At 29.8% G+C, this 22,687-nt stretch carries 17 protein-coding genes and 1 pseudogene; 17 read left to right on the top strand and 1 reads right to left on the bottom strand.

Annotated features, from left to right (window positions below; all coding sequences use genetic code 11):
* Nucleotides 1-58: 58 nt before the first annotated feature.
* The 15 genes and pseudogenes from H8S01_RS00260 (at nt 59) to glmS (ending at nt 20,274) form a co-directional block, all read left to right on the top strand.
* Nucleotides 59-1,507 carry a sugar transferase gene (locus tag H8S01_RS00260; protein ID WP_186835787.1) on the top strand — a complete coding sequence of 483 codons (1,449 nt, stop codon included), beginning with the start codon at nt 59-61 and terminating at the stop codon, nt 1,505-1,507.
* On the top strand, nt 1,507-2,784 hold the full coding sequence (gene cps2T, locus H8S01_RS00255) for a beta 1-4 rhamnosyltransferase Cps2T (protein ID WP_243204180.1): 1,278 nt from the start codon (nt 1,507-1,509) through the stop codon (nt 2,782-2,784). Before H8S01_RS00260 ends, cps2T begins: the two co-directional genes overlap by 1 nt.
* A complete protein-coding gene (locus H8S01_RS00250; RefSeq protein WP_186835786.1) occupies nt 2,777-3,745 on the top strand; it encodes a glycosyltransferase family 2 protein in 969 nt (322 codons plus the stop codon). Before cps2T ends, H8S01_RS00250 begins: the two co-directional genes overlap by 8 nt.
* The gene (locus H8S01_RS00245) at nt 3,726-4,757 is read left to right on the top strand and encodes a glycosyltransferase (RefSeq protein ID WP_186835785.1); all 1,032 of its coding nucleotides are present in this window, start codon (nt 3,726-3,728) and stop codon (nt 4,755-4,757) included. The genes H8S01_RS00250 and H8S01_RS00245 overlap by 20 nt, the downstream gene beginning before the upstream one ends.
* A gap of 34 nt (nt 4,758-4,791) precedes the next feature.
* Nucleotides 4,792-6,027, top strand: a complete 1,236-nt coding sequence (locus tag H8S01_RS00240) for an O-antigen ligase family protein (protein ID WP_186835784.1) — start codon at nt 4,792-4,794, stop codon at nt 6,025-6,027.
* A gap of 274 nt (nt 6,028-6,301) precedes the next feature.
* Nucleotides 6,302-6,454: pseudogene (locus tag H8S01_RS14515) on the top strand (DapH/DapD/GlmU-related protein); the annotation flags it as partial.
* A gap of 271 nt (nt 6,455-6,725) precedes the next feature.
* Nucleotides 6,726-7,865 (top strand): hypothetical protein, encoded by a 1,140-nt coding sequence (locus H8S01_RS00230; protein WP_186835782.1) that lies wholly within the window; start codon nt 6,726-6,728, stop codon nt 7,863-7,865.
* Nucleotides 7,858-8,796 carry a GT-D fold domain-containing glycosyltransferase gene (locus H8S01_RS00225; RefSeq protein ID WP_186835781.1) on the top strand — a complete coding sequence of 313 codons (939 nt, stop codon included), beginning with the start codon at nt 7,858-7,860 and terminating at the stop codon, nt 8,794-8,796. Before H8S01_RS00230 ends, H8S01_RS00225 begins: the two co-directional genes overlap by 8 nt.
* A gap of 33 nt (nt 8,797-8,829) precedes the next feature.
* Nucleotides 8,830-10,242: a lipopolysaccharide biosynthesis protein gene (locus tag H8S01_RS00220; protein ID WP_186835780.1), complete on the top strand. Its 1,413-nt coding sequence runs from the start codon at nt 8,830-8,832 to the stop codon at nt 10,240-10,242.
* A 2-nt stretch (nt 10,243-10,244) separates the two neighbouring features.
* Nucleotides 10,245-10,916 carry a cytidylyltransferase domain-containing protein gene (locus tag H8S01_RS00215; protein WP_186835779.1) on the top strand — a complete coding sequence of 224 codons (672 nt, stop codon included), beginning with the start codon at nt 10,245-10,247 and terminating at the stop codon, nt 10,914-10,916.
* A gap of 3 nt (nt 10,917-10,919) precedes the next feature.
* Nucleotides 10,920-12,011 carry an acyltransferase gene (locus tag H8S01_RS00210; RefSeq protein ID WP_186835778.1) on the top strand — a complete coding sequence of 364 codons (1,092 nt, stop codon included), beginning with the start codon at nt 10,920-10,922 and terminating at the stop codon, nt 12,009-12,011.
* 29 nt (nt 12,012-12,040) lie between these two features.
* Nucleotides 12,041-13,177: an acyltransferase family protein gene (locus H8S01_RS00205; protein ID WP_186835777.1), complete on the top strand. Its 1,137-nt coding sequence runs from the start codon at nt 12,041-12,043 to the stop codon at nt 13,175-13,177.
* A gap of 105 nt (nt 13,178-13,282) precedes the next feature.
* Nucleotides 13,283-16,087 carry a transglutaminase domain-containing protein gene (locus tag H8S01_RS00200; RefSeq protein ID WP_186835776.1) on the top strand — a complete coding sequence of 935 codons (2,805 nt, stop codon included), beginning with the start codon at nt 13,283-13,285 and terminating at the stop codon, nt 16,085-16,087.
* Between the two features lie 18 nt (nt 16,088-16,105).
* Nucleotides 16,106-18,418, top strand: coding sequence for an aldolase/citrate lyase family protein (locus H8S01_RS00195; RefSeq protein WP_186835775.1), 2,313 nt, complete (start codon nt 16,106-16,108; stop codon nt 18,416-18,418).
* Nucleotides 18,419-18,435: 17 nt separating this feature from the next.
* Nucleotides 18,436-20,274, top strand: a complete 1,839-nt coding sequence (gene glmS, locus H8S01_RS00190) for a glutamine--fructose-6-phosphate transaminase (isomerizing) (RefSeq protein ID WP_186835774.1) — start codon at nt 18,436-18,438, stop codon at nt 20,272-20,274.
* 106 nt (nt 20,275-20,380) lie between these two features.
* On the opposite strand, the gene H8S01_RS00185 is transcribed toward glmS, so the two are convergent.
* Nucleotides 20,381-21,031, bottom strand: coding sequence for a phosphatase PAP2 family protein (locus tag H8S01_RS00185; RefSeq protein ID WP_186835773.1), 651 nt, complete (start codon nt 21,029-21,031; stop codon nt 20,381-20,383).
* 140 nt (nt 21,032-21,171) lie between these two features.
* Here H8S01_RS00185 and H8S01_RS00180 point away from each other — a divergent pair, with 140 nt between their 5' ends.
* Both H8S01_RS00180 and H8S01_RS00175 read left to right on the top strand, forming a co-directional pair.
* Nucleotides 21,172-21,837, top strand: coding sequence for an ATP-binding cassette domain-containing protein (locus H8S01_RS00180; protein WP_021865858.1), 666 nt, complete (start codon nt 21,172-21,174; stop codon nt 21,835-21,837).
* Nucleotides 21,834-22,652 (top strand): hypothetical protein, encoded by an 819-nt coding sequence (locus H8S01_RS00175; protein ID WP_021865859.1) that lies wholly within the window; start codon nt 21,834-21,836, stop codon nt 22,650-22,652. The genes H8S01_RS00180 and H8S01_RS00175 overlap by 4 nt, the downstream gene beginning before the upstream one ends.
* Nucleotides 22,653-22,687 lie beyond the last annotated feature (35 nt).

Raw genomic sequence — 22,687 nt, 5'->3', positions numbered from 1 at the left:
AGGGGGGGGGTAATACAAAATGCAGTATTGCTCTAACGGAAAGTATGAGGGATAACGAATGTATAGGAAAAAGTCAAATGGATGGTTCAAACATTTCGATTTTATAATAATTGATTTATTATGTGTCCAGTTTTCATATGTACTGGCATACTTTTTCCGTCATGGATTGACGAACCTTTATGAAGTTGAGTTATACAGAAATATGGCATTGATGATAGAGATTGCCGATTTGATAGTTATCTTTATGCTCGAACAGTACAAGGGTGTCCTAAGGAGAGGATATTACAACGAATTCGTGTCAGTATTAAAGCAGATGATATTTATTGAATTAATATCAAGTATGTATCTGTTTACAATAAAGAGTGGCGGATTTTCACGTGTTGTATTATATCTGATGGGAGCTTTTTATCTTGAATTTTCTTATATAACAAGAGTCTTGTGGAAAAACCACCTTAAAAAGAAAATGGAAGAGGGCGGCAAGCGTTCTCTTTTAATAGTGACAACAAGAGCATCTGCCGAGGATGTTATAAAGAATGTGCGTGCTGAGAATTATGACATGTTCAATATAAGCGGACTTGTAATCTCTGATTCTGATATGACAGGCAGAACAATAGGCGGCGTAAAAGTTGTTGCCAATATGCAGAATGTTAGTAAATACATATTAAAGAACTGGGTAGATGAAGTATTTATCAACATGGAATCTAGAACGGAATATCCGCAGGAACTCGTTGACGACCTCGTTGAAATGGGCGTTGTTGTTCATTTTAATCTTTATAATATCGAAAATGTTGCAGGAAACAGACATGCAGTTGAAAGACTCGGTAATTATACGGTTCTTACATCAAGCATGAACTATGCGACAAACAAGCAGGCATTTGCAAAACGAACAATGGATATTGCAGGCGGTATAGTCGGATGTATCTTAACCGGAATCATCTTTATATTTATAGCACCTGTTATATATATAAGCTCGCCGGGACCTATCTTTTTCTCACAGACAAGAGTAGGTCAGAACGGACGACGCTTCAAAATCTATAAGTTCCGCAGCATGTACATGGATGCAGAGGAACGAAAAAAAGAACTTATGGCACAGAATCGTGTCAAAGATGGCATGATGTTCAAGATGGACTTTGACCCGCGAATCATCGGCAACAAAATCCTTCCTGACGGCACAAAAAAGACAGGCATCGGTCACTTCATCCGTGTTACATCACTCGATGAATTCCCACAGTTTTTTAATGTGCTTAAAGGTGACATGTCACTTGTCGGCACACGTCCCCCAACGGAGGACGAAGTTGAAAAGTACGACCTTCACCACCGTGCCCGCCTGGCAACAAAGCCCGGCATAACAGGTATGTGGCAGGTCAGCGGCCGCAGCAAAATCACAGATTTTGAGGAAATTGTAAGGCTTGACACGGAGTATATCGAGAAGTGGAGTATCGGGCTGGATATTAAGATTTTGGTGAAAACGGTGGGAGTGCTGTTTAGGAAAGATGGTGCAATGTGATGGGAGAATATGTGAATGAACGGAGTAATGATATGCTACAGTCAAAAAAACAAAGTGTATTTCTTGTGGGGGCTAAAAGTTTAGGTAATTATGGCGGATATGAGACATTTGTTGATAAATTGACGGAATATCATCAAAATAATACATCCATTAAGTATTATGTTGCATGTAAAGCCAATGGCGATGGTTGTATAGATGAAAAAAAACTTACAGATATAAAAAGAAATTCTGATAATGAATTTACATATCATAACGCAATATGCTTTAAAATTAATATACCAAATATCGGACCTGCTCAGGCAATATATTATGATGTTGCTGCTTTAAAAAAATCTTGTGAATATATTAAAAAAAATAAAATAAAAAATCCTATAGTATATATAATGGCGTGTAGAATTGGACCATTTGCAAAACATTTTTATAAAAAAATTCATAAACTTGGGGGGAAAGTATATTTGAATCCCGATGGACATGAATGGATGCGTGCAAAATGGAGTGCACCGATACGTAAATATTGGAAAATTTCTGAAAAAATGATGGTAAAATATTCAGATATTGTTATATGTGATTCTATAAATATTGAAAAATATATTCATCAAAGCTATGATGGAAAATGTATTAAAGGAAGGAATCCTCAAACAACTTATATAGCATATGGTGCAGATATGACTAAGAGTAAGCTTGCGGATAATGATGAAAGACTTGTAAAATGGTATGCGGAAAAAGGATTATCCAAAAAAGAATATTATCTTGTCGTTGGTCGTTTTGTGCCTGAAAATTCATTTGAAATTATGATACGAGAATTTATGAAATCAAATTCAAAACGTGATTTTGCAATTATAACAAATGTGAATGATAAATTTTTAAATGAATTAGAAAGAAAATTACATTTTAAATCTGATAAAAGAATAAAATTTGTAGGAACAGTTTATGATAAAGAACTGTTAAAGAAAATAAGAGAAAACGCATATGCATATTTCCATGGACATACAGTTGGAGGAACAAATCCAAGTTTAATCGAAGCTTTGAGTAGTACAGATTTAAATTTGTTAGTTGATGTTGGCTTTAACAGAGAGGTTGCAAAAGACTGTGCTATGTATTGGAAAAGAGAAGATGGATATCTGGCAGACTTAATAGATAAAGCGGATAGACTTACTCAAAATGAAATAGAAAAATATGGAGATAAAGCAAAAAAAAGAGTTAAGGAAGCGTATACGTGGGAACATATTTGTGCATTGTATGAACATGTTTTTTTAAAGGAGACATTTAATGAATAAAGAGTTGATAAGCATAGTAGTTCCTGTATATAATGTTGAAAAATATTTAGACAAATGTGTTAAAAGTATAATTAATCAAACATATGACAATTTACAGATAATTTTGGTTGATGACGGTTCTAAAGATAACAGTGGAAAATTATGCGATTTGTGGGGGCAAAGGGATAGAAGAATACTTACAAAACATAAAGATAATGGTGGATTGTCTGATGCAAGAAATTATGGAGTGAAATTTGCCGAGGGGAAATATGTAATGTTTGTTGACAGTGATGACATAATTTCTGAATATATTGTGGAATATTTGATGAAATTAATTTATGAAACAAATTCTGATATTTCAATATGTGACCCATTGCATTGTTATCCGGAGGAAAACATTGTATTTGAGGAAGAGAAATTTCACAAGGTATTTAGTGCTGATGAAGCTGTAAAAGAAATGTTATATCAAAAATCGTTTTTGGTTTCTGCGTGTGCAAAAATATATAGAAAAGAATATTTTGATAATATAAAATTTCCTGTAGGAATGTTGTTCGAAGACAGTGCAACAATTTATAAGATTTTTGAATGTGCAGACAGAATAGTATATGGTGATGCGAAACTATATGGATATATGCACAGAGAAAACAGCATTACAACCAAAAAATTTTCAAAGGCTGATTGTGATATTTTGTATATTTGTGATGAGATTGTAGCATATATGGATAGAAAAAAAGATCATGATTTAATTGCAGCATCATTGGCTTATCAAATGTCCGCAGCATTTAGAATATATTTAAATGCACCTAGAAATAATCAATTTAATGATGAAATTAAAAAAAGTGAAGATATTATTAAAACAAATTCATATAAAGTCTTACTAGATAAAAATGTAAGAAGAAAAGCAAAAATTGCAATTATTATGTTTGCATGTTCAAAAAAAATGATGATAAAGGTGTACAAACATGTTGATAGATGGAAATGATGAAAAAAATTTTTTGTTGAGTATAGTAGTTCCTGTATATAATGTTCAAAAATATCTTGACAGATGTATGGATTCTTTATTGAATCAAAATATAGAAAATTATGAGATTATATTAGTTGATGATGGTGCAACGGATAATTCAGGTTTGATATGTGATAAATATAGTCAGGAATATTTTAATGTTAAAGTAATACATAAAAAAAATGAGGGATTGGGATTAACAAGAAATGTAGGTATTGATAATTCAAAAGGGCAATATATAATGTTTGTTGATTCTGATGACTATATTGAAAAAAATTGTTTGTTTGGTTTATATCAATACGTCAAGAAAAATAATTCTGATGTTTGTTTTTTCCATAGGGCAAAATATTTGAAAAATGGTGTGGTTAAGGAGTCTCAAGAAATTTTTGACAGTAAATGCAATACAAATGAATTGATAGGGTTATGCTTGGGTGAACCATTAAAAAAAGATTTGTTTGAAATTGGACCTGCATGGAAAGCCATATATAACAGAAAGTTTTTACAAGAAAAAAATATAAAGTTTAAATCGGAACGTGAGATATTAAGTGAAGATTATATTTTTTCTGCCGAAGTATGTGCAAAAGCAAATGTTATTTGCTTTTATGATAAAACAATTTATTATTATTGCGATAATGAACAATCACTTACTAATTCCTACAGAAGTGACAGATATAAAAAAGCCGTTGTTTTGTATAAAGAAATGCACAAAATTGCTGAAAAATATAAGCTGACCAATAATGAGATATTAAGAATGGACAATAATTTCTTAATAAATATGCTTGTTTGTTTTAAACATATAAGTTTAAGCTCAGGAATGAATAAAAGAAATAAATTGTCTGAAATAAAAAAAATATGTAAAGATGAAGATGTAAATGGAGTTTTATTAAAGATAACATATGCTGATTCATTAAGCTTAAAAATATTGAAGAAATTAATGTTGGAAACTAACTCAAGAATGATTTATATTTTAATGCGATTAAGATACCATTAAAATATTTATTTATGATATTAGGAAGAATTTTAAAATGAAAATCAAGTTAAATGTATTAATATATATCATAATAACTACGTTAAATGTAACTTTCAAATTTAACGGAGTTACTGTAAAACCTATTTTAAAATATATTTTATCACTTCTATGGATTGCGTATACAATACCATATATATTTAAAAAGAAAAAAGAGAATAAAATAGCAAAAATTCATTTTAAATATGCGATTATACCATTAGCAGCTATGTTTATATATACAATTTTTTTGTGGATTACAGGTATATCACGCGTCGAAAATATACGTTACGTAACACGTCTTATAAGCACAGTTGGTTATCTTGGAATTTGTATATTATATGCTTGTATATCATATATAGTTTTAGGTAAAAAAATAATAGATTATACATGGTATTCATTAATTATATCATATTTTTTCGGATCTATTTGTATGGCGTTTTTTGGAAGTCCTGTTGATACTTTAAGATATATGTTTACACTTAAAGATACGGTGCAAATTACAAAAATATTTGAAGTTCATGACTTGACATTTGCAATGGGATTTTTCCTTATATATTTTGTGTATTTTGGCAAAAAAGAGAATATAAAACATTTATATAGCAAGATAATTATATCGATATTGTATGTTATTTGGGGATATAAACGAATTGAATTTGCAGCAATAGCGATAACATTTATTTTATTTATTTTCATAGGTAGAAAAAGAAAAGAATTATCTTTTAAAACAACAGTAATAACAGGAGTTGTTTTGGCAGTATCATTGATATATGTTTTTTTGGCATCAAGTGGATTACTTTCAATATTGGCAGAAAAATATAATGTTAATTTTATGGGTCGATTGTATACTTATGAATTTATGACAAGATATTTTGAATTTAAACCTACATTTATGGGGCACGGTTTGTCATATGTTGATAAACTTATAGAAGAACTTAGAACTAGAGGAACATTATACAAAGGCTGGATGCTATTGTCGGGAATGCATAGTGATACCTTAAAGAAATATATTGAATTAGGATTTATTGGTTTTATTGTTTGGACAATATATGTCATAAAGATTAAAACAATAAAATTCAAGAATGAATTTTCAGATAAAGTTGCAGCAATATATTTAATGTTTACTGTATATTCTTTTGTATTGTATCTTACTGATAATGTTTTTGAATATTATATATTTACATTAATATATGTTATTATACCTTTAGCTATGAGTGAAATAACGGATAATACAATTAAAAAAGCTGGTGATTGATATGTTTATTAAAGAATTTGTAAAAAAAATATTATATGGCAATAGATATTCATCAGAAACATATATTAAATATCTGAAAAGATTGGGAGTAAAAATTGGTGAAAGAACTGTGATTTTTTCTCCGAGAGAAACATTTATTGATGAACAATATCCTTGGATGGTTGAAATTGGTAATGATGTTCAAATAACTAGAGGTGTTATAATATTGACACATAGTTATGATTGGAGTGTAGTTAAGAAAAAATATTCAAGATTATATGGTGCATCCGGGAATGTTGTTATTAAAGATAATGTTTTTATTGGAGTAAATACTGTAATATTGAAGGGCGTAACTATTGGTGAAAATTCCATAATTGGTGCCGGAAGTGTTGTTGCTAAAGATATACCGGCTAATTCCGTAGCTGTTGGAAATCCGGCAAAAGTTATTCATAAGATTGACAATAGTTATTTAAAAAAATATTCTGACAGACAGGAGAAAGAAGCTATTGATTTGGCTGTCGGTTATTATAATAGATATAAAAAGTGGCCTGATAATACTATATTTTATGATTATTTTTGGTTATGGAATGATGATAAAGACTATGAAAAAATACCGAGATATAAATATGAAATGGAATTGCTGGGAAATTACGAAGATTGTATGAAAAATCTAAAATTAATAAGACAGAATCCTAGATATGCTTCATTTGATGAGTTTATTGAAAAGTGTAAATGTTTGGTATAAAGGAGAAAAAATGATAGCTTTTTTTTGCAGAACACCTATACATATATTTAGAACAATTCAGTTAAAATATGAAATGTTTGAGAAAGAGAAAGTTGATGTTTATGTCTTTTCATCATTTAATGGAGCAAGTAATATTGTGCAAAGATTGAAAAAAATAAATATTTTTGAAAATGTATATTATATTGATGATAGCACATATATGAAAGGAAGACATTTGGTTGATCTTAAAGCATGTGTTATAAAATCAGAGTTTAAGAAAATCTTATCAGAGAAAAAATATAGAGAATTGTTTACATATAATATTTATGGACCGTTTAACGAGGTTGGTTATAATGTTTTAAAGAAAAATAATATTGATTTGAAGTATAATGTTGTGGAGGATGCTCCAACTGTATATGGAATACAATATAAAGAAAATAAATGTATTAAATATTTATTTAAAATATTCAATTTAAAATCATCAATAAGAAATATTAATTGCTGGTGGTTTAGCTCACCTGAAAGCATGTCTCCGTTCAGAAACGGAAAAAAACAAAAATTGCCTATGGTTTCAAGACAAAATAAAAAAATGTGTCAAACAATTAATTATGTATTTGAATACAAAGAAGATGTTGATTTGCAAAATGCAGATGTAATATTAATGGAAGAATGTTATTCTAATGATGGATTGATAAAGAATGAAGATATAGAATTGTTTAAGCAGGTTATTGACATTGATAAAAAATTTAATTCAGTTGTTAAGTTACATCCCAGATCAAAGACAAATAGATTTGAAAATACATTTAATGTTATTAAGTCACAGGGGATACCATGGGAAGTTTATATTCTTAACTGTCCGATGAAAGATAAAATATTAATATCTTTATCATGTGCAACAATGACATCAGGAAAATTTATGTTTGGTGAAGAATCATATTCTCTTCTTTTATTTCCTATTATAGAGGATAAAGTAATTGATACATATGATAAATCAAAATATTTTACGGAAGAAAGAAAGAAAAAATTGAGTAGTCAAAAGCAGATGTATGATGATAAAAATAAGTTCTTTATAGCAGGTACTGTTAAAGAAGCAAAAAATAAATTATTTGAATGGTTGGATAATAAAAATGAGTAATATTAAGAAAATAATTAAAAAAATTCTTCCGGATAAATTAATATATGATTATAGAATTATTCAGATATTACCTCAGTATATACGTTCAAAGCATAAAGCAGCAAAGATTAGTATACCTGAATTTAAGATGATGTCAGATGAAGAAACAGTAGATTGTATTATTAATAAAAATATGTCTCTTTCACGTTTTGGGGATGGCGAATTCTTATGGATGTGTGGTCAAAAATTAAATTCATTTCAGAAATACTCACCAGAACTGGAGAAGCGGCTTATAAATACAATGAAATCAAAGAATGAAAAGTTGCTTATAGGATTTCCTAAAGGAATTATTGATTCACATAAATGTAATTTGTTTGCAAGAATGCATTGGACAATTATCAGGGCAAATTATTTTTATGATATAGCAAAGTTCTTGGATGAAAGTCAAACATATTGTGATGCAAGTATAACAAGACCTTATATTGATTATTGTGATATAGAATTTAGCAGGCATAAGTTTGAAAATTTAAAAAGAATTTGGGATAACAAAAATATTGTTATAGTAGAAGGAAAGAAAACAAAACTGGGCATAGGAAATGATTTGTTTGACAATGCATTGTCAATAAAAAGAATAATATGTCCGGCAGAAAATGCATTTGAAAGTTTGGAAAAGATAGAAGAGTCTATTAAAAAAAATGTATCAAAGGACACTCTTATGCTTGCAGCTTTGGGACCGACCGCTACGATTTTAGCATCAGATATGTGTGATAATGGTTATCAGATGGTTGATATAGGACATATTGATGTTGAATATATGTGGTATTTGCATAGAGCTATATTAAGGGAACCTATAGAGGGAAAATCTGTAAATGAAAGTGGAAACAGAGATTGTTCTAATGTTTACGATAACGATAAAATTTATTTAAATTCTATTATATGTGAAATCAATTAAGTTAAGTAAGTATATTTTAAAGAGGTATTTAATGTGAAAAATAAGTATAGTTATTTGTCAAAAAATATATTGTTATTTTCAATTAGTTCGTTTGGGCAAAAAATACTTGCATTTTTATTGGTTCCGTTATATACATCTGTATTATCAACAGCAGATTATGGTACTGTTGATTTGATTACAACAACTGTAAGCATATTAGTCCCAGTGTTTACAATTAATATATCAGAAGGTGTTTTGAGATTTACATTAAAAGATAAAGATAATAAGGATTATTTTTCATATGGTATTTATATGACAATTAAGGCGGCACTTATATTGTTGGTTTTACTTTTTTTGTTGTCAATAATACCGGTAGAGTATAGTTTTAAGAAATATTATGCATGGATGTATCTGATTTTTATTGCAAATTGTATATATAGCTTGTTTCAAAATTATCTTCGTGCGGTAGATAAAGTGCCGATTATGGTTTTTTCAAGTTTGTTAAATACTGTTGTTATGTTGGTATCGAATATTATATTACTTGTATATATAAAAATTGGTATTACAGGATATTTTGTATCAATGTTTTTGGGAATTATGGCAGCCAATATATATATGTTATTTAAAGGAAAGCTTGTAAGATGTATAACTTTGGATTTTAAAAATAATCCCAAAATGAAAAAAGAATGTATTTCATACTGTTTTCCTACAATATTTACAGCTTTGGCATGGTGGATTAATTCAAGTCTGGATAAATATTTTGTTACAGGTATGCTTGGAGTAAGTGAGAATGGTATATATTCGGTTAGTTATAAAATACCTACAATATTAGGAGTGTTTCAAAATATTTTTTCACAGGCGTGGATGTTATCTGCTATAAATGAATATGATGCTGACGATAGTGATGGCTTTTTTGGAAAAACATATGAAATGTATAATTCGTTAATGATTTTTTGTTGTGAAGGGATAATGATATTTAATATATTATTATCACGGATTTTATATGCAAAAGATTTCTTTGTTGCATGGAAGTATGTTCCACTGTTATTGCTTTCATCTTTGTTCAGTGCATTAAGCGGTTATTTGGGAAGTATTTTTTCGGCGGTAAAGGATACAAAAATTGCGGCAAAAACAACAATGATTAGTGCATTATTAAATGCATTATTAAATGCAGTTTTAATACCTAAATTTCATATATATGGAGCTGCGGTTGCTACGGTTTGTTCATATGTAATAGCTTGGGGAATAAGATATATTGTTTCAAAAAGATATGTTAGAATGAAAATAAATGAAAAGAGAATGCTTTTTGCATATGTATTATTGGTATTACAGACAATATTGGCATCTACAAAAAGTCATTTCTATTTGTTACAAATAATTATTATATTAATTACAATGTTATTGTTTAGAAAATATTATATAAAAATATTCTCAATGGTCATAAAAAAAATTAAAAAGGAGAAATAATTATGAAAAAAGTAACAGCGGTTGTGCCAATGAAGCTTAATAACAGAAGATTGCCACAGAAAAATACGAAATCCTTTACTAATGGTAAGCCATTATGTTATTACATATTGTCTACATTATTAAAAATAGATGGAATAGACGACGTGTATGTATATTGCAGCAATCCTGATATAAGGGAATTCATTCCGGAAGGGGTTAAATATTTAAAAAGGTCAGAGTCACTTGACACTGATTCAACAAAGATGAATGATGTGTTAAAAAGTTTTGCAATGGAAGTTGATTCAGATATATATGTAATGACGCATACAACGGCACCGTTTGTAAAAAAAGAATCAATAATAAAAGGGATACAAGCCGTTTTATCAGGAGAATATGATTCGGCATTTGCTGCAAAAAAATTACAGGATTTTCTTTGGAAAGATAATAAACCATTTAATTATGAACTCGATAATATTCCAAGAACGCAGGATTTGCCGCCTATTTATGAAGAAACTAGTGGGTTTTATATATATGAAAAGGATGTAATCAATAAATATAATCGTAGAATAGGACAACATCCATATATTGTTGAGGTTGGTGAAATAGAGGGGATTGATATTGATGAACTTGAAGATTTTATGATTGCAGATGCAATATTTAATCATATTATATTAAATAATTATGGTGGTGAATAGACATTGTATAATAATATAGTTAAAGAAAACAGAAAAGAAGATTTAGATATATTAAGAGTAATAGCTATTATTTTTGTTCTCAGTGTTCATGGACTTAGTTATATTGGGTTTTATGAGCATCGTTTTAGTGGTGGAGTGATGTTTATATTATCAGTTGTAAGGACATTGTTTATTACTTGTGTTCCTTTGTTTTTGATAATTACGGGAGCTTTACATAATGAGGATAATTACAATAAAAAATTTTTTGTAAGATTAATAAAAATTATTATTATATATACAATTGCAGCAATATTGTGTTCAATATTCAATATTGTAAAAGATAAGATAACCGTAAAAACGATATTAATAAATTATTTTTCTTTTAAAGCTGCACCATATGGTTGGTATGTAGGTATGTACATGGGATTGTATTTAATGATTCCGTTTTTAAATAAAGCATGGAATGGTTTTGAAGAAAAATCAAAAAAAATAATTATTACATGTTTGTTTTTAATAGTGATTATTCCAAGTGTATTTAATACATTTAATTTTGATAATGTAAATTGGTTATATGGTACACAAGAAAGTTATACTAAAGTTGTTGATGAATATTGGACATTTTTATATCCGGTTTTCTATTTTTTTATCGGAAAGTATATATATGAATTTTCAAAAAACAATAATAGATATAATAAGAAAAAAGTCATTTTGTTGTTAATACTTGCATGCACTTTGTTCGGTTTTATAAACTATTTTAAAAATTATGATTATTTTTATCCGTTTACAAAGGAAACATCTTATAGTGGTTATCAAAGTGTTGTTATATCGTGTCTGATAACAATGCTGGTTTTAAATACTAATATAAAAAATACGGTTATTAAAAAAGGTATATACATATTATCAAAACATACGCTCGGAACATATTTGATTTCTTATATTTTTGATGTTGTTTTGTATTATATAGTAAAGCACATATTTAATAATATAGCTGGTTTATCATTAGTGCTTCCGTTTACTATACTTGTAAATTTAATTTTATCTACATTAACATCATTTTTTATAACTGAAATTTCTGAAAAATTATATAAAGTTATATCAAAAAAAATGTTGGATTAGAATCAAAATGAAATGGGGACTTGTTATTTATGGAAAAGCAAAGTGAAGTAAATCGTAATTGTGGAATAGAGATGCTCAAAATAATATCAATTTTTCTGATAATTATAAGTCATGTTGTAATGACAATACGATTAAAAAATCAATTTGTATCATATGATGATTATATTTTTGACTTTTCTTATGTATCAAAGGGAATGAGTGGAATTATATTGGCGATATTTCAGCATTTTGGTTCTTTGGGTAATACAATATTTTTTGTATGTTCGTCATGGTTTTTACTTGAAAAAGATACCGTTTCAAAAAATAAGTGGATAAAAATGTTTTTAGAAATTTGGACTATATCATGTGCTATTCTTTTAATCATGTTAATATACACTGGCGGAAGAATAAATAATAAATTAATTATAAAATCGTTATTACCTAATTTTTTTACCAATAATTGGTATGTTACGGCGTATTTAATATTTTATCCATTACATACGGTTTTGAATAGAATAATAAAAGATTTAAATCAAAAAAATTTATTAAAGATAACGACGGTTTTATTTTTGCTTTATTGTGTATGTAATTCTTTGTACGATTCTTTTTTTTCATCAGTTATTATTATGTGGATTACGTTATATTTTTTTATTGCATATATAAAAATATATATGATTGAGCTATGTAATAATATAAAAGTAAATAGTATTGTATTAATAATCGGAATTTCAATAATATTTTTTTTGATAGTTTTTACATATATAGCGGGGGAGAATAATAAATTTTTTGCAAATAAAATGCTTTTTTGGAATAAAAACTGCAATCCGATTTTTTGGGTAATTGCTGTTACTTCATTTAATATATTTCGTAAAATAAATATAAAAAGTAGTTTTATTAATAATATATCAAAATATTCGTTACTTATATATATTATACATGAAAACATTTTGCTAAGAAATTATATCAGACCATATATTCTTCATTTAATATATAATATTTTAGGTTATAAGTATATTATAGTATGGGTTGTATTATTAAGTATTGTTATATTTGCATTTTCATTACTTATTGGTATTATTTATAGAGTATTATTTGGAAAAATCATTGAAAAGTTAGCTGGTAAAATGATAGTGTTGATTGATGAGATATATAAAAAATATGAAAAAACCATGTATAAAATAAAATAAATGAGCATTTACACTTAATAAATATATGATATAATTTACTAAAAGTCGCTCATAATTAAATGATTAAGAAAGGAGTATGATGTTAAAGACATCATGATGATGCGTATGAAGAAAAGAACATTCATAACAAGAATTACAGCACTTATAATGGCGGTTTTGCTTTCGGTTGGAATGTTTCCAAATACAATGGTTAGAGCTGAACAGCCAGATGTATTTGATTCTTATTCTGATAGTAATGATTTATTAGAATATTATGAAGTAAAGCCATTAACCTTATTGGCAGATAATGAAGAAGAACCTGTGGTTCATTATGATGATATAGCTTTATTGTCAGAACAGGAAGATATAACGGTAAATAGTGAAAGTGAGTTGTATAAGTATCTTTCAAAGAAAATGGCAGAAAGAAGCACACAGATTAATATTATACTTCCAAACGATATTAATAGTTCAATAGGTGGTCCAGTAAATGCATATACAAATGCCATAGCATATAGTGACTCATGTTCAGGCCAGGAGGCAGATGCTATAAGATATGGTGGAACAGGTTTTCGTGTTTCAACAGGATATTATTCATCACAATATACGAAGTATTCTTACACTATGACATATTATACGACAGCTGAACAAGAAGAGAAACTTACAGCTGCAGTAAATAGTGCAATGGATTCAATGAATCTTAATGGTAAAACTGAAGCAGAAAAAGTAAAACTTATACATGATTATATATGTGATAAAGTTGATTATGATTATTCGGGACTTTCGGATTCCTCAAATTTAATAAAATATACTGCTTACGCTGCTTTATGTGAAGGAAAAGCAGTATGTCAGGGATATGCAATATTATTTTATCGTATGTGTAAAGAAGCGGGATTATCAGTAAGAATCATTTCCGGAACTGGAAATGGAGGTCCACACGCATGGAATATAGTTAAAGTTGATAATGCATATTATAATGTGGATTCAACATGGGACGGACAGGACAGTACAACTTTGGATACATATCTGCTTCTTAATGAAAAGGATTTTTCTTCTAATCATACAAGAAATAGTGAATATACAACAGATGAATTTTATGAGACGTACCCAATGGGACTTGTATCATATTATAAGCAAAATCCAACATATGACACACCATTAGAGACTATGAATTGGGAGTTTAATTACTCTGCTATTGATGGGAACACAGTTTCAACAAAAGCAAATGGAAAATCTAAGCTGTTAATTTATTTCAGTACAAATTGTGGAAATTCGCGAGCTGTTATAAAGAGTTTGTCTGATAAAAAGTATACAGATTTAGATATTATAGCAATTAATGCAAATCAGGCTTCGCTTGACGATGTAAAAACATTTAAAAATACATATGGAAGCGATAATGTTATATTTACGTATGGTAATTCGCTGAATGGAACAATGGCAAGCAGTAATATGTGGAATTATGTATATATGAAAGATTCCTCTATGTCATCAATTTATTATCCTGTTATGGTATATATTGATAAGAATGATAATGTTCAGCAGGTTACAATAGGATATCAGGAGTTATCAGTAATACAAAACTATCTTGAGTATTATTGTGGCATACAAAATGAAGATAGTGTATTTACTGTTAAATATCGTCCAAATGGTGGTGATGGCGATGAAATAGTAAAAACATATAATATGAAATCAACTGCTGAGATTTTAAATAATCCCTATAATAATACAGGCTATGTATTTAAAGGATGGAATACTAAATTTGATGGTTCGGGTGATTTTTATACAGTTGGTTCTAAGATATCCAATCCTAAAACAAATATTATACTATATGCACAGTGGGAGAAGTTCAAGCAGCTTGAGAATGTAACACTGGGAGAATTTAAGAACACAAAAGATGGAATAGTAATAAATTGGGAAGAAGTAGAAGGTGCTGATACATACCGAATCTACAGGAGAACAGTAAATGGAAACTGGATGGCACTGACAAGCAGTGCAACAGGAACAAGCTATACCGATAGAACAGCAGCTGAAAATGTTACATATTATTATACGGTAAGAGCTTTAAGCGGAAGTATGATAAGTGCATCATTTGATGAGACAAAGAGCATAAAAAGAATGAGCAGCCTTGCAAATGTAAAACTTGGAGAATTTAAGAATACAAAAGATGGAATAGTAATAAATTGGGAAGAAGTAGAAGGTGCTGATACATACCGAATCTACAGGAGAACAGTAAATGGAAACTGGATGGCACTGACAAGCAGTGCAACAGGAACAAGCTATACCGATAGAACAGCAGCTGAAAATGTTACATATTATTATACGGTAAGAGCTTTAAGCGGAAGTATGATAAGTGCATCATTTGATGAGACAAAGAGCATAAAAAGAATGAGCAGCCTTGCAAATGTAAAACTTGGAGAATTTAAGAATACAAAAGATGGAATAGTGATAAACTGGGAAGAAGTAGAAGGTGCTGATACATACCGAATCTACAGGAGAACAGTAAATGGAAACTGGATGGCACTGACAAGCAGTGCAACAGGAACAAGCTATACCGATAGAACAGCAGTGGAAAATGTTACATATTATTATACAGTAAGAGCTTTAAGCGGAAGTATGATAAGTGCATCATTTGATGAGACAAAGAGCATAAAAAGAATGAGCAGCCTTGCAAATGTAAAACTTGGAGAATTTAAGAATACAAAAGATGGAATAGTGATAAACTGGGAAGAAGTAGAAGGTGCTGATGCATACCGAATCTACAGGAGAACAGTAAATGGAAACTGGATGGCACTGACAAGCAGTGCAACAGGAACAAGCTATACCGATAGAACAGCAGTGGAAAATGTTACATATTATTATACAGTAAGAGCTTTAAGAGCCGATATAATAAGTCCAACATATGATGATACAAAATTTATAAAATGTAGTAGATAAATAATGGAGGGTCTTGCGATGAATGATATAGTATTAAAATTTAGAGAAAAGATTAAAAACAATGAATTTGTATATGGTATATTTACGAAATCGCAGGACCCAATGTTTGTCGAAATTCAGGGAATATCTGAGTATGATTTTGTGATTTTAGATTCTGAACATGGACCTTATTCTGTTTCACAGCAACAAAATAATATAAGAGCGGCGTTATTAAGAGGTTTACTTCCTATTGTACGAGTAAGTGAACTTTCCGAAAACATGATTGGTAAAGCCTTAGATATAGGAGCATTAGGCGTACAGGTACCTCAAATAGAAAATGCAAAACAGGCTAAAAAAGCTGTTAAATATGCAAGGTTTTATCCTTATGGAGAAAGAGGTGTTTGTAGATTTGTGTCTGCAGCTGATTATTCAGCAAAAGATAGAAATGAATATTTTAAAAGTTCAAAAGATTTGCTTGTAATTCTTCAATTAGAAGGAGTGCAGGCAATATCTAATTTAGATGAAATTTTAGAGGTTGAAGGAATAGACATTATTTTTATTGGTCCATATGATTTGTCACAGTCTTTAGGTGTACCAGGAGATATTAAAAATCCTAAAGTTTTAAATGCTATGATTAATATTGTTGAAAAGGCAAAAGAGAAAAATATAGTTGTTGGAACATTTACAGATGATTATGAAATGGTGACAAAATGGAAAAATATGGGAGTTCAGTATATAAGTTATTCTACTGATTCAGGAATGTTTTATGATTATTCTCGCGATGTATATAATGCATTGCGAATGTGTGGAGAAAAAGAAAAAAAGTCTTTAGTTTTAGATAGTACATTAAGTAATGGTGGTCAGGTAATAGATTGGAAATATTCAGATAAAGATATAAAATTTATTTTGGATAAACTTGAGAACTCAAAGATTGAATTTATTGAGATGGGTATATTGAATGATACAATAAACCCGGAAGGAACAAAATTTAATAATATTATAGAAGTTAATAAAATTTTAAATAATAGGAATCCGGAAAAGTATTTTGTTAAGATTGAATATGGAGAATATCAAATAGAAAGCATTAAGCCATATAATGGTTATGGAATAAAAAAAATTAGGATTTGTTTTTACAAAAATGATTTATTGAAATTATTGGGTGATGTAAATATATTGATAGCTAAAGGATATCAGGTTATTTTAGAGGCTAAGTCAATTTTTGATTATTCTGATAATGAATATGAATATTTTATAAAAGTATGTAATGATATTAAGCCATATGCTGTATTCATTTCAGATGATTTTGGAATGATGAGCAGAGAAAAGATATTATATTATTACAAAATGATTGAAAGATTACTCAATAGTAATATCTATATAGGATTTCATTTACATAATAATAAGCAACTTGCGATGGCAAATGCAATTCTATTGTTAGAAAATTCGCAAAGAAATATAATTATTGATTCATCCATATATGGAATGGGTAGCGGGGCAGGTTTGTTAAATACTGAATTATTGATTGAATATTTGAATGATAATTATAATGATGAATATGAAATTATTCCTATATTAGAAATAATGGATTCGGTTGTCAATAATGTATATATTAAAAAAAGTTGGGGATATTCGTTGCCAAATTATTTATCAGCTAATTATAATGCTAATCCTGATTATGCTAAATATCTTGTTGAAAAGAATAATTTAACTCTTAAAGAAATGAATAATATTTTTTCTATGATAGATGAAAATAAAAAAATATATTTTGACAGGAACTATATTGAGGCATTATATGAAGAAACTTTGAATAATCCTGTTGATAATACAGATTTTTATGAAGTAAGAAAACTATTTTACCATAGAAATATTGTTGTAATAGCACCTGGAAAATCATCTGAACGAAATAAAAAAATAGCATTGAAAATAAAACAGGATGGTGGATTAATCATTTCGATTAATTTTATGTATGATGAAGAGCTTGTAGATTATATTTTTGTTGGAAATATAAGAAGAATGTCCGAATTGAATAAAAAATATTATTATAAAGTAATAGCTACATCAAATATTCCAGTATCAAATGTTTATGCAAGAATAAAATATTCATTATTGCTTAATTCTCAAGAATATGTAAAAGATAATTCAGGTTTAATGCTTTTAAAATTATTGTCATTGTGTGAATGTTCTGGAATAAATGTAATAGGAATGGATGGATATTCATATAATTCAGAAGAAAATTATTATTTGAATGAATTGGAATTAGCAAGTAGCATGGAGCAGGTTGATAATATGAATTTGGGAATGCAGATTATGAAGAAAAAATTTAAAGAAATGGGAATTAACTTTATTAAGTGACTTAAGGAGAGAAAATCATGTGTGGAATAGTAGGTTACATAGGAAATGAACAGGCAGCACCGATTTTGCTTGACGGATTATCAAAACTTGAATATAGAGGATATGATTCAGCAGGAATAGCAGTAAGAGACAGTGATGGAAATATTAATATTGTCAAGGCAAAGGGCAGATTAAAGGGATTGATTGAAAAAACTGACAGTGGTAATGCAGTTCCTGGAACATGTGGCATCGGGCATACAAGATGGGCTACACATGGTGAACCATCAGAGACAAATGCACATCCGCATATGAGTGATGATGGAAATGTTGTTGGCGTGCACAATGGAATAATTGAGAATTATCAGGAGTTAAAAGAGAAACTATTAAAGAAAGGTTATTCATTTTATTCATCTACAGATACAGAAGTTGCAATAAAACTGGTGGATTATTATTACAAAAAATATGAGCATACACCTGTAGATGCCATTAATCATGCTATGGTTCGTATTCGAGGTTCATATGCGTTTGCATTTATTTTTAAGGATTATCCGGATGAGATATTTGTTGCTAGAAAAGATAGTCCTATGATTATAGGCGTATCAGATGGCAATTGTTATGTAGCTTCTGATGTGCCTGCAATTTTGAAGTATACAAGAAATGTATATTATATTGGAAATATGGAGATTGCTAAGCTGGGTGATGGTAAAGCAGTATTTTATAATCTTGATGGTGATGAGATTGAGAAAGAACTTGTTGAAATCAAGTGGGATGCACAGGCAGCTGAAAAGGGTGGCTTTGAACATTTTATGATGAAAGAAATTCATGAACAGCCTAGAGCAATCCTTGATACTTTGAATTCAAAGTTAAAAGATGGAAAGATTGATTTGTCGGATGTAGGACTTAGTAATGAAGATATAAAAAGAATTTCTCACATCTATATTGTTGCGTGCGGATCTGCATATCATACAGGGGTCGTTACCCAATATGTAATGGAAGATTTGGCAAGAGTTCCTGTACGTGTGGAACTGGCATCTGAATTCAGATATAGAAGACCTATTCTTGATAAAGATGATTTGGTGATAGTTGTAAGCCAGTCGGGTGAGACTGCTGATACGTTGGCAGGTTTAAGACTTGCAAAAGAACAGGGAGTAAAAACACTTGGAATTGTCAACGTTGTTGGTTCATCAATAGCAAGAGAAGCGGATAATGTATTTTACACATTGGCAGGTCCTGAAATATCGGTTGCTACTACAAAGGCATACAGTGCACAGCTTATAGCGGGATATTTATTGTCAATAGAATTTGCAAAAGTGAGAGAACATATTACAGAAAAACAGTATTTTGAATATATAGAAGAACTTAAATCTATTCCGGAAAAGATTAATAGAATTATTGAAGATAAAGAACGTATACAGTGGTTTGCGGCAAAACAGGCAAATGCAAAGGATATTTTCTTTGTCGGCAGAGGAATTGATTATGCGGTATGCCTTGAAGGAAGTCTCAAATTAAAAGAAATAAGTTATATTCACTCTGAAGCATATGCAGCCGGGGAGTTGAAACACGGAACGATAAGTCTTATTGAGGACAATATACTTGTTATCGGCTCACTTACACAGCCGGATTTATTTGAGAAGACAGTAAGTAATATGGTTGAGTGTAAGAGCCGCGGTGCATCACTTATGGGTCTTACAACATTTGGCAATTATTCAATTGAGGATACAGCGGATTTTGTTGTATACGTTCCTAAGACAGACCCACATTTTGCAGCAAGTCTTGCAGTAGTGCCGCTTCAGCTGCTTGGCTATTATGTATCAGTTGCAAGAGGACTTGACGTAGATAAGCCTAGAAATCTGGCGAAGAGCGTGACGGTGGAGTAAAATATAGCGATTTAATAAAGAAGTACTAAATTCGGGAAAGGAAATTACTAATCTTTTATTACAAAAAATGCTGTGGCTTAACGGTTGTCGTTAAAGCCACAGCTATTTATCTTTTTATTATTTTTTTATAGTCTATAACATAAATAAATACATACATAACAGCCATTAGAGCAAATCCGCCGATAACATCTATGACAGAGTGCTGCTTTAAGAATATAGTTGACATGCAGATTAAAATGCAAAGAACAAGAGATGCATATCTGACTGCCGGTTTATTTTTAAGAGCTTCACATTTTGCAAGTGCAATGTGTACAGCAAGCGAATTGTATACATGAATACTCGGAAATACATTAGTGGATGTATCTGTTTTGTAAAGTCCTTTTACGATTTTACCACATATATTATCAGGAATATATGAAGGACGAAGTGTTAATCCATTTGGATAAATCATGCATATCGTAAGTGCAAGGCTCATTCCTATTATAAGAGAGAGGGCAAATTGTACAAATTCTTTATCGGATGCTTTATAAATCATAAAAATACATGAGCCTACAACATAGAAAAACCATAAAATATATGGAATTATAAAATATTCACAAAATGGGATTTTATCGTCGAGGGGTGTATTTAAAATATGAATTCCGGGCATATCCGGCTGGATAAAATGCTCAAGCGTAAAAAACCATGGCAGATATATGAATACATACAGACCATAAAGGCAACGTTTGAGATGTTTTTTATTTTCTTTATAACCCATAATAAAATAACCTTTCCGAAAACAAAGATATTTCATTATATCATTGATTCTGTTTTTATGCAATCAAAAGCTGAAACTTTACAAATTATATATCAATGTAATATAATAATAGAAACGATAAAAAACAAATGGAGAATGTTATGTTACAGCTTGAGCATGTAAAAAAGTCGTATGACAAAAAAGAAGTCCTTACGGATGTCACATATACATTTGAAGAGGGAAAAGTATATTCTCTTCTTGGTGGTGCAGGTGCAGGAAGAACCACATTGCTTGAGTGTATATGCGGTGATTTGTCTATAGATGACGGAACTATTGTCACAAAAGAAAAAGAGGATATATTTCTTGCTTCAAAACAGAGTATTCTTCCTATGTATATATCAGGTAATGAATTTATACATTATCTTTGTGAACTTCAGAAACAGGCAAGAGAGCCTGAGTATTATCTTGAACGCGTTGGTCTTGATGAAAAAATCCGCAGCAGAATGATATGTGAATATACATTTGAAGAAAAGAAAAGAATCCAGCTTGCGGCATATCTTGTTCAGAAACCATATGTTATTATGTTTGATGAACCTTTTGATTATTGCAGTGATGAATATATAGATATGTTTCTTCGTGTTCTTAATGAGGAAGCGGAAGGTCATATTGTAATTGTTACAACAGGTATATTTGCAATGGCAAAAAGGATTGCTAAAGATGTGCTTGTTTTAAGTAATGGCGAGATAAATGAAGTTACTTATGAGATGATAGATATTCCTGAAATTAAAAAAGCGATATTTGATATATTGGGAGAATTAGAAGAATGATTATTTTCAAGAAAATGTTTGCCGAGAAGATTCTGAGATTCCACGAAGCAATGAACAGATTCTCAGAGTTGCTTATGCGTATGCCGCATCTTGGTGACAAGATAAGAAATCAGATAGAAGAGAATGATAATTACAGATTAAAGATGACATTTGGCGTGATTGCCCAGATTGGCATTGTTTTATTTGAACTTTTACGCAAATTTTTATATGTCGGATTTTTTGTGTATCTGCCATACAGAATTATAGCACATTTTTGTCCGCTCATTGCATCACACAGAGAGCTGACAATGATATTTTTGTTTTTTATGCTTTCAACAATATGTGGAAGTCTGGCAAATACCACGCTTATGTCGATGGGTGACAGGGATTATCTTATGATAAGAATAATGTTAATAAGCCCGTACATGAATTTTCTCGGAAAGATTGTATACAAGATTGCGACAGATCTGGTTTATTTTACAATTATACTTACGATATTCGGTATTCCATTCGGACATAGTCTTGCACTGAGTATAGTTACGGCATCACTTCGTCCGGTTGGTGAGATGATTGCTATTATTATGTTTGATAAAATAAAAGCGATTTATAATAACAGAGGTATTTACAATGGATTAGTAATGGCATTATGCGTTATTATTGCATATGGAGTGCCGGTATTCCAGAGAAAGCTTTCATCAGAGTGGATGTCAGTAGTTCATCCGGGATTTGTAATATTTATGGTACTGATTGGTGCCGGGGCATCATTTTTCCTGTGGTGGTACAAACATTACAGAAAGATAATGAGAGAAGCTATGTATATAAAACGCGAAATGTAAGCGGTTTTTGAATGGAAATAGTTATTTATAAAAAT

Source organism: Lachnospira hominis (ex Liu et al. 2021) (genome assembly GCF_014287955.1).
Classification (GTDB): Bacteria; Bacillota; Clostridia; order Lachnospirales; family Lachnospiraceae; genus Lachnospira; species Lachnospira hominis.
The sequence above is the reverse complement of the archived record's forward strand: the minus strand, read 5'-3'. Positions and strand labels throughout refer to the sequence as shown.

Excerpts from the sequence above, each read along its gene's own strand:
- H8S01_RS00175 (WP_021865859.1), top strand. The coding sequence starts at position 21,834 with ATGATTATTTTCAAGAAAATGTTTGCCGAGAAGATTCTGAGATTCCAC.
- H8S01_RS00185 (WP_186835773.1), bottom strand. The coding sequence starts at position 21,031 with ATGGGTTATAAAGAAAATAAAAAACATCTCAAACGTTGCCTTTATGGT.
- H8S01_RS00225 (WP_186835781.1), top strand. The coding sequence starts at position 7,858 with ATGAGTAATATTAAGAAAATAATTAAAAAAATTCTTCCGGATAAATTA.
- H8S01_RS00215 (WP_186835779.1), top strand. The coding sequence starts at position 10,245 with ATGAAAAAAGTAACAGCGGTTGTGCCAATGAAGCTTAATAACAGAAGA.
- H8S01_RS00200 (WP_186835776.1), top strand. The coding sequence starts at position 13,283 with ATGAAGAAAAGAACATTCATAACAAGAATTACAGCACTTATAATGGCG.
- H8S01_RS00245 (WP_186835785.1), top strand. The coding sequence starts at position 3,726 with ATGTTGATAGATGGAAATGATGAAAAAAATTTTTTGTTGAGTATAGTA.
- H8S01_RS00180 (WP_021865858.1), top strand. The coding sequence starts at position 21,172 with ATGTTACAGCTTGAGCATGTAAAAAAGTCGTATGACAAAAAAGAAGTC.
- H8S01_RS00195 (WP_186835775.1), top strand. The coding sequence starts at position 16,106 with ATGAATGATATAGTATTAAAATTTAGAGAAAAGATTAAAAACAATGAA.
- cps2T (WP_243204180.1), top strand. The coding sequence starts at position 1,507 with ATGGGAGAATATGTGAATGAACGGAGTAATGATATGCTACAGTCAAAA.
- H8S01_RS00250 (WP_186835786.1), top strand. The coding sequence starts at position 2,777 with ATGAATAAAGAGTTGATAAGCATAGTAGTTCCTGTATATAATGTTGAA.
- H8S01_RS00240 (WP_186835784.1), top strand. The coding sequence starts at position 4,792 with ATGAAAATCAAGTTAAATGTATTAATATATATCATAATAACTACGTTA.
- H8S01_RS00205 (WP_186835777.1), top strand. The coding sequence starts at position 12,041 with ATGGAAAAGCAAAGTGAAGTAAATCGTAATTGTGGAATAGAGATGCTC.
- glmS (WP_186835774.1), top strand. The coding sequence starts at position 18,436 with ATGTGTGGAATAGTAGGTTACATAGGAAATGAACAGGCAGCACCGATT.
- H8S01_RS00260 (WP_186835787.1), top strand. The coding sequence starts at position 59 with ATGTATAGGAAAAAGTCAAATGGATGGTTCAAACATTTCGATTTTATA.